Source organism: Devosia sp. A369 (assembly GCF_054489345.1).
In genome coordinates this window covers 1-12,645 of record NZ_JBTMWV010000040.1, presented here as the reverse complement: position 1 = coordinate 12,645, position 12,645 = coordinate 1, and the positions used below count along the sequence as shown (strand labels likewise).

14 protein-coding genes and 5 pseudogenes are annotated in these 12,645 nt (G+C 58.9%); 7 read left to right on the top strand and 12 right to left on the bottom strand.

Annotation, left to right across the window (positions count from 1 at the left end; translation table 11 throughout):
- The 4 genes and pseudogenes from ACX3OZ_RS20500 to ACX3OZ_RS20485 all read left to right on the top strand — a co-directional run.
- Positions 1-411: pseudogene (locus ACX3OZ_RS20500) on the top strand (hypothetical protein); the annotation flags it as partial.
- Positions 395-805 (top strand): hypothetical protein, encoded by a 411-nt coding sequence (locus ACX3OZ_RS20495; RefSeq protein ID WP_459105458.1) that lies wholly within the window; start codon positions 395-397, stop codon positions 803-805. The pseudogene ACX3OZ_RS20500 and the gene ACX3OZ_RS20495, both read left to right, overlap by 17 nt.
- 62 nt (positions 806-867) lie before the next feature.
- Entirely contained in the window at positions 868-1,050 is a 183-nt protein-coding gene (locus ACX3OZ_RS20490; RefSeq protein WP_459105457.1) for a hypothetical protein, read from the top strand.
- A 165-nt stretch (positions 1,051-1,215) separates the two neighbouring features.
- Positions 1,216-1,488 (top strand): hypothetical protein, encoded by a 273-nt coding sequence (locus ACX3OZ_RS20485; protein ID WP_459105456.1) that lies wholly within the window; start codon positions 1,216-1,218, stop codon positions 1,486-1,488.
- Here ACX3OZ_RS20485 and ACX3OZ_RS20480 read toward each other — a convergent pair.
- The 6 genes from ACX3OZ_RS20480 to ACX3OZ_RS20455 all read right to left on the bottom strand — a co-directional run bounded on the left by ACX3OZ_RS20480 (position 1,448) and on the right by ACX3OZ_RS20455 (position 7,109).
- Positions 1,448-1,702: a GFA family protein gene (locus ACX3OZ_RS20480; RefSeq protein ID WP_459105455.1), complete on the bottom strand. Its 255-nt coding sequence runs from the start codon at positions 1,700-1,702 to the stop codon at positions 1,448-1,450. The two genes, ACX3OZ_RS20485 and ACX3OZ_RS20480, sit on opposite strands and share 41 nt — an antisense overlap.
- Positions 1,703-1,866: 164 nt before the next feature.
- The gene (locus ACX3OZ_RS20475) at positions 1,867-2,937 is read right to left on the bottom strand and encodes an ABC transporter ATP-binding protein (RefSeq protein ID WP_459105454.1); all 1,071 of its coding nucleotides are present in this window, start codon (positions 2,935-2,937) and stop codon (positions 1,867-1,869) included.
- 3 nt (positions 2,938-2,940) lie between these two features.
- Complete coding sequence (locus ACX3OZ_RS20470) at positions 2,941-3,732, bottom strand: ABC transporter permease (protein WP_459105453.1); 792 nt, start codon at positions 3,730-3,732, stop codon at positions 2,941-2,943.
- A 13-nt stretch (positions 3,733-3,745) separates the two neighbouring features.
- Positions 3,746-4,642, bottom strand: a complete 897-nt coding sequence (locus ACX3OZ_RS20465) for an ABC transporter permease (protein WP_459105452.1) — start codon at positions 4,640-4,642, stop codon at positions 3,746-3,748.
- 195 nt (positions 4,643-4,837) lie between these two features.
- Entirely contained in the window at positions 4,838-5,941 is a 1,104-nt protein-coding gene (locus tag ACX3OZ_RS20460; protein WP_459105451.1) for an ABC transporter substrate-binding protein, read from the bottom strand.
- A gap of 70 nt (positions 5,942-6,011) precedes the next feature.
- On the bottom strand, positions 6,012-7,109 hold the full coding sequence (locus tag ACX3OZ_RS20455; protein ID WP_459105450.1) for an NAD/NADP octopine/nopaline dehydrogenase family protein: 1,098 nt from the start codon (positions 7,107-7,109) through the stop codon (positions 6,012-6,014).
- Between the two features lie 299 nt (positions 7,110-7,408).
- Between ACX3OZ_RS20455 and ACX3OZ_RS20450 the strand changes: the two genes are divergently transcribed.
- A complete protein-coding gene (locus ACX3OZ_RS20450; protein WP_459105449.1) occupies positions 7,409-8,335 on the top strand; it encodes a LysR substrate-binding domain-containing protein in 927 nt (308 codons plus the stop codon).
- 7 nt (positions 8,336-8,342) lie between these two features.
- On the opposite strand, the gene ACX3OZ_RS20445 is transcribed toward ACX3OZ_RS20450, so the two are convergent.
- The 6 genes and pseudogenes from ACX3OZ_RS20445 to ACX3OZ_RS20420 form a co-directional block, all read right to left on the bottom strand.
- A complete protein-coding gene (locus ACX3OZ_RS20445) occupies positions 8,343-8,780 on the bottom strand; it encodes an asparaginase domain-containing protein (RefSeq protein ID WP_459105459.1) in 438 nt (145 codons plus the stop codon).
- Between the two features lie 102 nt (positions 8,781-8,882).
- Positions 8,883-9,020, bottom strand: a pseudogene (locus tag ACX3OZ_RS20440) (IS3 family transposase); the annotation flags it as partial.
- Between the two features lie 58 nt (positions 9,021-9,078).
- Positions 9,079-9,171, bottom strand: a pseudogene (locus ACX3OZ_RS20435) (hypothetical protein); the annotation flags it as partial.
- A 54-nt stretch (positions 9,172-9,225) separates the two neighbouring features.
- Positions 9,226-9,906, bottom strand: a pseudogene (locus ACX3OZ_RS20430) (transposase); the annotation flags it as partial.
- A gap of 46 nt (positions 9,907-9,952) precedes the next feature.
- Positions 9,953-10,147 (bottom strand): hypothetical protein, encoded by a 195-nt coding sequence (locus ACX3OZ_RS20425; protein WP_459105448.1) that lies wholly within the window; start codon positions 10,145-10,147, stop codon positions 9,953-9,955.
- Between the two features lie 42 nt (positions 10,148-10,189).
- Positions 10,190-10,390: a hypothetical protein gene (locus ACX3OZ_RS20420; protein WP_459105447.1), complete on the bottom strand. Its 201-nt coding sequence runs from the start codon at positions 10,388-10,390 to the stop codon at positions 10,190-10,192.
- Positions 10,391-10,939: 549 nt separating this feature from the next.
- Between ACX3OZ_RS20420 and ACX3OZ_RS20415 the strand changes: the two are divergent.
- Positions 10,940-11,397 (top strand): annotated as a pseudogene (locus ACX3OZ_RS20415) (integrase core domain-containing protein); the annotation flags it as partial.
- A gap of 479 nt (positions 11,398-11,876) precedes the next feature.
- Positions 11,877-12,116 (top strand): CBS domain-containing protein, encoded by a 240-nt coding sequence (locus ACX3OZ_RS20410; RefSeq protein WP_459105446.1) that lies wholly within the window; start codon positions 11,877-11,879, stop codon positions 12,114-12,116.
- Positions 12,117-12,645 lie beyond the last annotated feature (529 nt).

The following is a 12,645-nucleotide window of genomic DNA, read 5'->3' as shown; positions in this document are numbered from 1 at the left end:
TCAAAAATCGCACGCGCACATGAGACCCCCGCTCGGGCTATGCCCTCCCGGCGGTCTCATGTGCGCGCCAAAGGTGGCCTGGTCTTGCTCCGCCTAATGGCCGGATTTTACTCCGCCGTTGACACGCATCCTATTATTCCACAGATACTGGCCGACGGCGTTGCCCTCTTCAATGAGGATGGCACGGCCAATTTCGCCAGCCCGGTCGCCGTCAAGGCGATGGATTACTTCACCGGCATGATCAAGGACGGCATCTCGCCGGAGCAGTCCGTTACCTGGACGGTGGATGACCTGTTCGAACAGTTCGCCTCGGATCGCGTAGCGATGGTGCAGGGACCGGCTGTGCGTGTTTCCACGCTTCAGGCCAAGTTGGGAAACCGACAAGGTTGGCCTGATGATGTGGCCGGGTAACGGCACCGCCGAACATTCGCCGGCAGTGATGGCGGGCTGGGCGGTCGGTGTCTGGTCCGGCAGCAACGTCAAGCAGGAGGCCGGCAACTTTGTCGAATATATGCTGGGCGCGGAATCCGACAAACTCTGGGTCGAACTGGGCGGCCAGGTGCCGGGTCTGCTTTCTACGCTGACCGAGATGTCCGACTTCATCGGTCAGCCCGGCAACGAGTATCTGAGCGTGGCTGCCGAGGGTTCAGCAAAGTATGGCTGGCTGACGCCCATCGACTTCTCGGTCGGTGGTTATCGCCAGGCTCTCAACAAGGCCACGCAACGCATTCTGGTCGAAGGGGTGGACACGGAAACTGCACTCAAAGATGCCGAAGTCGAGTTTAACCGCCAGAACAATCGCTAGTTCAACGCGCATGGTGTGGGGCTTCGGCCCCGCACTTCCCGCTCCCGTTTCGAGAGATCACGATGCAGTCCCGTTTCATGGGCGTTTCCTACGTTCTACCTGCCTTCGCCGTGATGACGTTTGTGTTGTTCTCGCCGGTATTTTACGGGCTCTGGTTCAGTCTGTTCCGCATCCAGTACGGCGCACCGACCGATTTTATCGGATTGGGCAATTTCGTCCGCCCGTTCGAAGATCCGTCGCTGTGAATACTGATCCAAATTTGACCCCGCAGAGAGTGTTGGTAGTCGCCTAAGTCTTTGGAACTGTTGGCTTCAACATCGGAACCCCTTTGCCGATCGGCGCTGAACCCCAGGGCCGGTTCACAGCTCTGGCGGCATAGTCAGAAAACCACCAGCAACGAGGCGCCTCCCATGAACGATCAAGACGACCCCAACCTGGTCACTTCAGGCAAAAGCCAGCGGGTAGTGGTCGATGGCTATGCCTTCTTGATCAATATCCATCGCCTCGAAACGGACAAGACCTGGACCCTCGAGGTCGTGGACCATCAGAACGACAGCCACGTCTGGGACAATCAGTTCGAGACCGACAGCGAGGCCAGAGATGCTGCCTTGGCCGCACTGAAAAGCGAGGGAGCCATCGCCTTTATGCGTGGCAACAACGTAGTGCAGTTCCCGCGACCCTGAGCCTACGTGGCCGCAGAACACCGCTTACGACGTGCCTACCGTTCCAAGAATAGGTCTCGGTGGCGCCCTCAGGAGGCAGCCCTTCGATTTCAGACGCTTCGTAGTATGCCCACAGCACGCCGTAGCGGCGGCATAGACTGCAGTTGCAGTCTACGACCTCATCTGGCTGGCGGCTCAAGGTGATTTCGATGGCACCGCAATGGCAGGTGGCCATATTATCACAGTCCCGCGCGTGGAGGCTACATTTGAGCTGCTGCGATGGCCGGTTGAACTCACCGGTAGAAGGGGGTCGCGCCGAATGCCTGCAGCCAGCGGCAGCTAACGCCAATAGCAGACACTATGGGAGGCGCTGGAAATGTTGGGATAACATCAACCGTCCTAAGCTGCGACTGCAACTGCGTCGGCTTCACTCCAGCCCACCCAAACCTGCTCGGTGGTAACGCTTGCGGCTTCCACCGCGTCAAGTTGCAGCTCTAGGGCTTCGTTGTTGTCCAGCGTGACTATCAGTGAGGTATGTGACCCTCTGAACTGGCGGCTTGTCACCTGTCCCTTCAGCGCCAATCCGCCATGGGGTTTGTCGATACTGCAGAAGATGGCTTCAGGGCGCACAGCAACGGTCGAATGGCGTCCGGATGCGATTGTTGTTCCATTGCGGAAGGCATGGATCGACACGCCTTTCCAGTCGAGCGCAAGCCGATCACCTTCAACTCCCGTGACAATCGCTTCGATGAAGTTGTTCCTGCCAAAGAAGTCGGCGACGAAGCGGGTTTGCGGACGCGCGTAAAGCTCCTGCGGCGAGCCCATCTGTTCGATCGCGCCCTTGTTCATCACCACTATGACGTCGGACATAGTGATTGCTTCATCCTGATCGTGGGTCACGAAGATGAAGGTCTTGCCAGTCTTCTGCTGGATCGATTTCAGTTCGGACTGCATCTGCTGGCGAAGCTTAGCGTCGAGGGCCGACAGCGGCTCGTCCAGCAACAGCACTTCAGGATCCGGAGCCAGAGCACGCGTCAACGCGACGCGCTGGCGCTGCCCACCGGACAGTTGGTGTGGCATGCGAGAACGGAAACCTTGCAGCGAAACCAGATCGAGCAGTTGGGATACTCGCTTCTCGATTTCGCCTGAAGAGATCCCTTTCAGCTCAAGGCCGAAAGCGATATTCCGTGCTACGTTCAGGTGCGGGAAGATCGCGTAGTCCTGAAACACGGTGTTGACGTTGCGTCGATTGGGCGGGAGGTGCGAAATCGGCTTACCCGACAGATAGATTTCTCCAGCGGTCGGGGCTTCGAAGCCCCCGAGCATCCGCAGCGTGGTCGACTTTCCGCAGCCTGAAGGACCGAGCAGAGTAACAAACTGACCGGCCTCGATCGTGAGCTCAAGGTTTTGCACCGCGGTCGCGTTGCCGTAAGTCTTAGTGATTCCGTTGAAATGAACCAGTGGCTGCATTTTCTATCTCCGAGAGCGTCGGGTGAAGTGCTCGGCAACAAGGCCGACCGCCGCCGTTGCGACAAGAATGATGGTGGACATCGCGTTGACCTCCGGCGACATGCCCCCCTGGACTCGAGCAAACAGCAGCATTGGCAACGTGGTCTGGTAGCCACCCAGGAAGAATGTCCGGACGAAATCGTCGATGCTGGTCAGGACGCAGAACACCATCCCGCCAATCAACGCCGGCATTAGGTAGGGAACGGTTACCCGCATGAAGGCAACCATCGGGTCCGCACCGAGGTCACGCGCTGCATCGACAAGATTTCCCGGCATTGACCTGAGGCGTGTCAGCACCATGATCACCACGAATGGGACGGCGTGTACCGTGTGCGCCAGCACAATGGCGAAGGTGCCCGGCGGTAGGTCAAACAGGCGGATGAATATCCGCATCGAAATTGCGTTCACCAGGCCGGGAACCACGGCGGGCAGGCACGCCAGGGCAAAAATGACGCTGGTGAAAGGCAAGCGGTTCGAGGCCACGATGAGCCCGATCCAAACCCCTACGATGGTGGCAAAGATGGCGGTGCTGATTGCAATCAGAAGCGAATAGAGGACAGCGTCGAGAAACTGTTTGTCCTGCACTACTTGGATGTACCACGCGAGAGTCCAGTTGGTGATCGGGAACGAGATGAAGCTAGAATCCTTAAAGCTCATCGCGATCATGAGCAGCAGCGGGAGCATTAGATACACGACGAACAGCATGTACAAGGCGCCCAGCGCGGTCTTAGGTAGGTCGTTCAGGTATTTGCGCATGATGATCGCCTCCTCACAGCATCTTGATCGCGCGGCCACCGACGAGGCGCATGAACAGACCGACTGTGGTGAGGGAGGCGCCAAGAAGAAGAACGGAGAAGGCGGCGCCGGCAGGCCAGCTCTCGTTCGAGGTATGGAATAGGGCGGAAATGACCTCCGGAAAGATCGTGGCGCTGGGGCCCCCGAGCAGTAGCGGCGCGGTATAGGCGCCGATCGAGCTTAGATAGACCAGCGCACAGCCCGACACGATGCCGTCCCTAGACAGCGGTAAAATAACGCGCCAGAACCGCTGCAGCGGGCCAGCACCAAGATCTGCGGCGGCATCGATCACGCTCGCCGGAATACGCTCAAGCGCCGAATACAGCGGCAGAAGCATGAACAGCGCCAGCAGGTACACTATACCGAAGCTTAGCGAGAACGTGGTGTAGAGCATCGGGATCGGCGTATCGATCATCCCGAGTTGTCGGAGCAGCACGTTGATGGCGCCGCGATTGGACAGCAGCATGATCACCGAGAATGTACGGATGAGTTCGCCCGCCCAGAACGGGATCAACAATAGCAGCAGCGCCCGCACCCTGTTCTGCGGTCGCACGATCTTGGCGACGTAATAGGCGATCGGGTAGACAATCACCAGCGTGCTCAGCGTGACGACGGCGGAGATCAGCAGACTGCGGACGAACGGCATGAAGTACAGGCTATCGGCGAAGAATATGGCGTAGTTCGCTAGGGTGTATTCCGCGCCACCCTGATGCGGGTAACTTTTCATGAAGCTGATATTAATCATCTGTATGATCGGGCCTGCATGCAGCAGTGCGATCCACAGCAGCACTACGCCGCCCAAGATCGCGAACGGGATTCTGCCACTGTCCCAGAAGCGCCCGAGCGTGGAATCGTAGAGACCTGAATTCACAACTCGGCCTATCCAGCCCGAATACCGTGGCCCGCGGGAAGTTTTGGGGTTTTTGGGCAGTATCACGTTCGCACGCCTTGCCGCTCCGTCTCGATACTCAGTCATTGGGTCGCATTGTATCCAGATTCAGCCTGCGGAACAGGCATGGGTGACTCTTGCAGGCAGAGGGGCGGCCCTTAGGCCACCCCTGAAGACTTACGCGGCGAGGATTTCAGCACGCGCTTGGTCGAGCAGCTTGTTGAGCAGGATGCGGTTGTCCGAGCTCGAGTAGACCACGCGTTCCGCCTGCTCGGGAGGCAGGCTCAGTGCGGCCTGTTCACGCTCGGTCAGCATTTCCGCGACCCCGTTCGTGGTCGAGATGAAGCCCGACCCGCGGGTCATGGCCGCACCTGCTTCGGGCGAACCAAGGATAGCGTCGAGCAGCTTGTAGGCGTTCTCGGCATTCGGCGCGTTCCTGACGATGTTCAGGTTGTAGCAGAAGCCGTACGTGCCTTCCTTCGGCACGATCGACCGAACCGGCGCGCCATCAAGAATCAGCTTCGAGATCGGGCCAGACCAAGCGTGCGCAAGATAGATATCCTCGTTGAGGAGCATCTGCTGCACCTCAGACGGCGCCGAGTAGTACTTTCGGACCTGGGCCTTATTGGCGATCAGGTGATCGCGGGCGGCGGTCATCGCCTCTTCAGATTTCGCGTCGTCGTCGACATAGCCCACCAGCTCGCCATCATACCCGAGGTACCTCATAGTGATCGAGAGGAAGTCAGTGATGATGTACGAGGTCTGACCGCGGTACTTCTCGTCGAACATGATCGCCCAGCTGTCGACGCCGGAGATCCGGTCGGTATTGTACGACAGGCCCTGGTAGCCGGCGAGATGCGGCATTGCCCACTTCTGGCCCTGGTAGTTGATCCAGGGCGCGTCGGTATAAGTGGCGCTTAGGTTTTTCCAGTTCCGCAGGCGATCTAGGTCGAAAGCCGTTAGCAGGTTGGACTCGACCCACTGCGGTACCCGGTGACCCGACACGCTGACGATGTCGCTTGTCGGCGCGTCCCCCTCCGCGAGCACCGAGTTGAACAGCTTGCCCTGGTCGTCGGTCAGGCGGATATTGACCTGAATACCTGTGTCCTTCTGGAATTTCTCGACGAATTCCTTCGGCAGGAACTTGTCATAGGTGCTGATGTTCACCTCACCGGCACTGGCCATGGCGAGATCCGGGCGAATGATGAAGGGAGCGGAAAGAGCGCCCCCCCCCATGAGCTTGAGAACACTCCGGCGGCTGGTCGGCTTATCGAACTTCATAGGTACCTCCCTGGGAATAAATTGAGCAAATTCCGCGGCTCATGCATCGCCGCGGTTTGGCGGTCACAGTTCATGAGCATTGTGCTGGTTCCGAATGGCTATTGCCGGATGCCCTCGCCAACAGGGTAGCCGGCGACATCGACTCCAAACCGAGATCGGAGATCAGAGTATTCGTTTGGCGATAAGGCGTGTCTTTAGCGATTTCGAGGATTGTGATCGCAGCGGTTGTTGCGGGCGTCTCAATCTTGAGAACCTTGCCCAGTACTTCGTAGACGACGAGCCCAAATGGCACATCCTCATCCAGATAGCGATTGACGATGCTGGACGGACCGAAAGGGCTGGCCCCATTGTTGACGATAGCTTTGGCGATTTGCGGCAGCGGCGCTTCGGGTACGTGGTAAGATAGGTGGTAATGTTCCCGCAACGAACGCACTCTCAAACCAAAGCCTGTGGCGATAGCTCGCCGCTCCGCGTCGACCGCCTCGGCAATATTGGCCCCGACATCCATGAAATTCTCGAATAGCGACCACGCCTCACCACTTTCCATCCGGGTGAGATTTGGGATCGACTGCCCGGCGTGGGCTACTGGATTGACGTTGGAGAGGAGCGGCGTGAGCATCGACGACACGAGCCGCAAAGTCAGCCCAAATGCATCCTTGAGTACATCGACAACTCGCGGCGCCTGCTCGCTGGGAATAACTGCCATCTCGAACGGGCCGCGGACCGTACCGACTTTCAGACGGCCGTCCTCGTGTATTCGCGCCGTGCCGAGGGTGGTGCCCCATCCCACCAGGGTTAATTGCTTGCCCAGTCGGCGCGCCTGTTCATCGACCCAGAGTGGAACTAGCGACAGAGCGCCGCTGAACACCACGATCTGTTCATCATGAAGGTGCGGCACAATCTTAGGTAGAACTGCCTGATAGGCTGTCGCCGGCAAGGCGATCAGCACTACATCGCTCGATTCTAGCTCGGCAAGGTTGCGAATGACCGTCACCGACGCAGATGCCTCGATTGCGCCGTAGGACTCAAAGCTCAGCGTGTCGTCGGTCATCCCCCCGGCTCGCACCACGCCGCGGGGCGAGAACACGGTGACCTGGTGCCCATTTTTTGAACCAAAAAGTGCCGCTAGCATCCCTGCTGGGCCAGCACCGATAATAGATATACGCAATTAATTTTCCTACTATTTCGTCGCCTTGGCCGAGCCAACCGGCCGGAACGACATCACAAGCACGCATACGACATCCGGTTGGCATTCTACCGCCGTCCACGCGCCGCAACTATTGTTCTAGCGTCACGAAAGAAGCTTTCCGGGGCGGAATGACAGTTTTGCTAAGGTCAGTTGAAGCGCAACAGCGACGGCGCGCAACTACAGGCCGACTGTTCAGCGCATGTCAAAATGTTATAGTTGTGGGTGATCGGCGTCGTGGCTGACGCACGCAGCGCGTATCTTTCATCAAGCGAGTTCCCATGAGCAAACCACCTGAACTAAGCCTCAATCCAAGGCAGATTGAGGCTTTCCGAGCTGTGATGGTATCCGGCAGCATGACGGCCGGGGCTGCCGTTCTGGGTGTTACCCAGCCGGCCGTCAGCCGTCTGATCCGAGACCTCGAGGCGAGCGTCGGGTTGAAGCTGTTCTTTCGAGAAGGAAACCGGCTGGTGCCCACGCGCGAAGGGATGATCCTGCATTCCGAGGCGGACAAGGTGTTTCGCGGGCTGGACCACCTCTCGACCATTGCCACTGAGCTGCGGCAGGCGCGTTTGGGCAGCCTTAGAATCGCTTCCATCGTCTCGCTGTCATCGACCTGTATCCCTGCCGCCATCGAGAGTTTTCAGAAAGGGCGACCTTCGGTGATCACCTCGCTCGGGAGCTTCGATTCGCATGTGGTGGTCGATGCAGTCGAGCAGCACCAGTTCGATATCGGCTTCGCGCAGTTGCGGGACTACAAGCAGGACGTCACGATCCAACCTCTTCCCGTGGTTGAAGCGCTCTGCATCCTGCCAACCGGATCGCCACTCGCAGACAAATCAGTCATCCGACCCGATGATCTGAATGGCAGCGTGTTGATATTAACCGGCAAGAAGGGGTCGATGCAGGCTAAGACCGACGCGATGTTGCGGGAGCACGGGGTATCGGGGGTTCGCTTTATCGAAACCACCTTGGCTGCAAGCGCCAAGGCCTTGGTCTCACGCGGCATGGGGCTGTCGATCGTTGACCCGTTCACCGCGCTCACCGATCGAAACTCCTGGTACGTCGTCAGGCGCTTCGAGCCGAAGATAACCTACGAGGCAACCATCGTATATCCGAAGTACCGCGAGACATCCCGGCTGGGCCTCGAGTTCGGCAAACAGGTGATCGAACAGTTTCAAGCACTCGATCCCGCCACCGTCAGGTAACCGGCCGTCACAAGTCGAAGCGACCCGCACTTTCGTTCTTCGTGAGTTTGTGCGCCGGAAAAATCCGACCGTTCATCGTGCCCCAGACGCCCGCCTCGAGTACCTGCGCACTCGCCACTGCCGACCCGAGGTTGAACATCGCATCTGACATGCCCAGCGAGAACGGCCGCATGGCACCAGTCAGCACGACAGTATTGTTGCCGACACGGCCTTCGAGAAACCGCGCCGTGTCCCCCATGGTGCTGGTGCCGTGAGTGATGACGACACTATCTCCCGGTACTTCGAGAACAGCGTCGAGCAACCTCGCGCGATCCTCGTCAGTCAGCTCCAGGCTGTCCTTGAGCATCAGCATATGAACTTCAGGGAAGTAACAACGCGCCTGGCTCAAGATTTCTGGGAGGTGTGTCGTTCCCAAGGGTCCGAAGCCGAGCCCCTCGGCGAACATGTCATGCACCTTGTCAAGCGTGCCCCCGTGACGATTATCCTGACGTGTTTCATCTTCAGTTCTCATTGTCTGAGCTGCTGCCGGTTCGGTGGACACGCGGTAGGCTAACTTAGCTTGCTCTTCGTATTGCACGGGGCTGAGATAGCCAAGTGTCGAGTGTCGGCGCCTCGGGTTGTAGAAGCGCTCGATATAGTCGAACACATCGGCCTTGGCATCGTCCCTGGTGCGATAGACCTTGCGGCCGAGCCCGTAGACCTTCCCGGCGCATCAGTCGCTCGATGCGATGCAGACCGACATCGAGCCCTTCTGCCAGCACATCATGCCAGACCCGACGCGCACCATAGGTGCGGTGACTTCCAGCAAAGCTTGAGCGGATCCCAGCGACAAGCACCTCGTCATACCGAGCCCGTCTACTCTGTCGTTTGGCACTTAACTGGGTTCTGCCTCACTTTGTGTGGTGAAGTGGCAGCATACGCGCTCGAAGGAGTTCGGGACCCGCTCGACCGTACATAGCGCGCTTGATTGTCTTTAGCCGGTTGATCTGCCCCTCCGCTTGACCGTTGCTCCAAGGCAACTCGATTGCGTTGCGGACGGCGTCAATGTCTCGTCGCAAGACTCGGGCGAAACGCACGATCGGTACCAGAGCTGAGTTGATGGCGTCGTCGATCCATATGTCCAGTGGCGCGGACCTGCCGCCCCGCAGAATTCCATTGAAACGCATGGCCAAGCTGCGCATCAGCACAAAAGGACATGAACCTCGCTTCAGGGCATCGATTTTTCTGGCCTGCTGCGCCGTAAGCATTCCTCGTGGCTTGATGCAAAGTGCAGCAGCGACTACGGGGGAGATCGCATGGCCGGTATCCGGATCCCGCACCGGGTCGTGGTTAAGCACCGTTTGAAGGTGTTCGGCTCCGGTATGTACGGGACAGCCGGTCGGCTTGTCGGCGCGTCTCCAGGATCCAAGCAGTCGTTCAAGGTTCGAGAAACTGCCAGTGTAGCCGCGCTGCTTGACGTCGTGAAAGAGATGTCGGCCGCCGCGGTTGCCGTCCTTCCAGCATCGCGCGAGAAATGCCTCGAAATACAAGGGTGACGTCGTAGTCAACGCCGCCCGGCGTCGATCAGGCGGCATCGGGGCCCTTGGCATGCAGCTCACCAGCAGCACTGGCCGGTTTTTACGCCGCCGCACTGGCCGAATTTTGCTCCGCCGTGATGACGTGGAACGACCCGCTACCGCAGCGCGGCGGCATCGGCGCTCGGTGCCGGCGTGGCCGCTGCGTTTGGCCCGCCGCCTCGGCAAAGCTGGACTCGCCAAATACTTCGAGCGCGATCATCAACTGGTAGAAGCGGTCCCGCGAAGCCATCGGCATGAGGGAAAGCGAGCTGGATGCGCTGTGGCAGTTTGCTGCTGGCTAGACGATAAGTTCCTGCCGCGAGAACGCAGCAAGCAGTCGCCCACCCATGCCGGTAATGCGAACCTTGTCCGGCGTGCCCATGACCAGACGATCTGCCATCAGCAGTTGTAGCAGCGGGCTATCCTCGATGGGGTGAGGATTGTCGATCAGGCTCTTGAGCAAAGCGACGGCTTCGGGCGTCAGTTCATCGATAGTCATGCCGGCAGCATAGGCAGTGTCTCTGCCATCATCCAAGCACAGTTACGCAGTCCCACGCCCCTCTCTGCCATCAGAACCCTTCCTAGGCAGCTCGCAGGACTGCGCACTTCATCTTGTTGGGCATGAATTGGGCGAAAAGTAGCCGGCGACTATTTCCACAGCCTGCTTTGGTGGCTTTCATAGAAAGGGGTGAGGCCGGCGGAGCTTTTGTGCTCGACGCTCGGCCCCGGCAACCGCGCATCGGGAGGGGGCGCGGCTACCGGCCATACATGGCAACATTCCGGCAGATTTCGAGCAGGCCTTTGGTCGCACGACGCGCGAAGGGAGCAACCCGGCTCTCCCGCCGCCAAGGTCGCTCCCCCCACGCAGTTGGGGACTTGTCCTGCGTAGCGGAAAAACGGTGCAACTGCTGCTTCGTTCCCTAACATTAGCAGTTGGTCGTCATGGCGGGCCTCATTCTCCGTCAGGCGCTGTCCGGCGTCAGCACCTGTGTCCCAGATTTAGGGTTGAGGTTTAAGGAGTGTTTTGGTCTCGTCGCATGACGAAGGAACCAAGATGCAGGCGCAGGACGTCACCGACACGCTGGACATGGCACTGGCGGCTTCTGGCTGCGACCAAGCCCATGTGCATCACAAACCCCGCCTGCTCAGCGACAACGGCCCGAGCTACATTGCCGGCGAACTGGCCGATTATATTGAGGCTCAGGCCATGAGCCATGTTCGAGGCGCGCCAATGCATCCCCAGACCCAGGGCAAGATCGAGCGCTGGCACCAGACCCTCAAAAACCGCATCCTGCTGGAGAACTACTTCCTGCCCGGCGACCTCGAGGCCCAGATCAGCGCCTTCATCGAGCACTACAACCACCGGCGCTATCACGAGATCCTGGCCAACGTAACGCCAGCCGACGCCTACTTTGGCAGGGCCGCAGCCATCATCACACAACGCGAAGGATCAAACGCCAGACCATCCAGCATCGGCGCTTGCAGCACCACAAGCTCGCCGCTTAACATCACCAAAAGACGAGGCCGACACTCCGCTAATCGGCGACCCAAACTGAGCCAAATGATCTGACGACGGACAGGCTTCATCGATCAAACCCCACGCCCCCAGGTGCGTAGTGCGCCGCGTGGGTTCTTGGCGACAAAGGCCCGCCGGACAATTTGATTGAAATTTGAGGCACTCGAAACGAAAAGCCCGCCCCGCGTGGCAACGGGGCAGGCTTCGGGAGGAGAACCGCGCGAACTCGATACGTGGCGCGCCCATCAAGACTGCCATCGCTTGGTGAATGACCGATTAATTCACCGAAATCTCAACATCAAAGCGCCTGCCAACATGGCGCAGCTCATTCGGGACTTTCCTATCACCCGGTGGAGGGTGCTGCGATCCTCGGCAAGCTCGGTCGGGAAGGAGTAGGAGCAGGGCCGCCCCGTCTGCCGGCGGTAGATGGGCTAGCTCGATTGCGAGATCGACCGCTTCATCAAGGCGTGTGAGCAACGGTGCTGCATCGGGTTGCGTGCTCACCGCCACCCCGATAGCCAGGGTGGTGCAGGTCGTGGCGGAAACTGGGCACCATCATGTGCCAGTGGTTACCCCCGATGGCCATTTGGCCGGCATAGCGAGGCAATCGGACGTGGTCGCGGCGGTGTTCCGCGTGAACCGGACCGAGTTGGCCCTAAGCGGCCTGATGGTGATTGGGCCAGAGATGAATAAATTTGGTATCCGATGACCGTGGGTCTATGGTCCTTCTGGCGGGCACTGGAGAAACGACGGTGCCATCGAGACGAGTTTGTATCGGCACTGGGGTTCAACGCTGATCGGCGGAGGTGGTGCGATTTGAGACCAACAGTTCCAAAGACTTAGGTAACTGCCTACGCCTTCTGCGGGGTTAAATTTGGATCAGTATCCACAACCCGCTGCCTGCGGCGCCACAAAGTCCGAAAATGCCAAATGCGAGCTGGGCCGTGTCCCGAGATCCTTATCCAAGCTGGTTGCGCAGTCTCGGGACCTCACTGTCATCAGAACCACAGCCGGATGGCTGAAGGTTTATGGGGCCGAGCACGTACGCTTTGAAAACGCCTGCTGCCATCTATTCGATCAGCCGATCATGAACGGTGGGCGCATTTGCAATTAGCGCCCACCTATAATGCCGTGGATCTTTGACAGCGGAGTAGTCAAGCTAGAAAGCGGTTTCAGCCGTCAGAAGGGCCCTCTCCAACCGAGTTGCTTCGAACATAGACGTTGTAAAAAACGTGGCC

Coding starts and splice junctions, on each gene's coding strand:
- ACX3OZ_RS20495 (WP_459105458.1), top strand. CDS start 395: ATGATGTGGCCGGGTAACGGCACCGCCGAACATTCGCCGGCAGTGATG.
- ACX3OZ_RS20490 (WP_459105457.1), top strand. CDS start 868: ATGCAGTCCCGTTTCATGGGCGTTTCCTACGTTCTACCTGCCTTCGCC.
- ACX3OZ_RS20485 (WP_459105456.1), top strand. CDS start 1,216: ATGAACGATCAAGACGACCCCAACCTGGTCACTTCAGGCAAAAGCCAG.
- ACX3OZ_RS20480 (WP_459105455.1), bottom strand. CDS start 1,702: ATGGCCACCTGCCATTGCGGTGCCATCGAAATCACCTTGAGCCGCCAG.
- ACX3OZ_RS20475 (WP_459105454.1), bottom strand. CDS start 2,937: ATGCAGCCACTGGTTCATTTCAACGGAATCACTAAGACTTACGGCAAC.
- ACX3OZ_RS20470 (WP_459105453.1), bottom strand. CDS start 3,732: ATGCGCAAATACCTGAACGACCTACCTAAGACCGCGCTGGGCGCCTTG.
- ACX3OZ_RS20460 (WP_459105451.1), bottom strand. CDS start 5,941: ATGAAGTTCGATAAGCCGACCAGCCGCCGGAGTGTTCTCAAGCTCATG.
- ACX3OZ_RS20450 (WP_459105449.1), top strand. CDS start 7,409: ATGAGCAAACCACCTGAACTAAGCCTCAATCCAAGGCAGATTGAGGCT.
- ACX3OZ_RS20445 (WP_459105459.1), bottom strand. CDS start 8,780: ATGTTCGCCGAGGGGCTCGGCTTCGGACCCTTGGGAACGACACACCTC.
- ACX3OZ_RS20425 (WP_459105448.1), bottom strand. CDS start 10,147: ATGCCGATGGCTTCGCGGGACCGCTTCTACCAGTTGATGATCGCGCTC.
- ACX3OZ_RS20420 (WP_459105447.1), bottom strand. CDS start 10,390: ATGACTATCGATGAACTGACGCCCGAAGCCGTCGCTTTGCTCAAGAGC.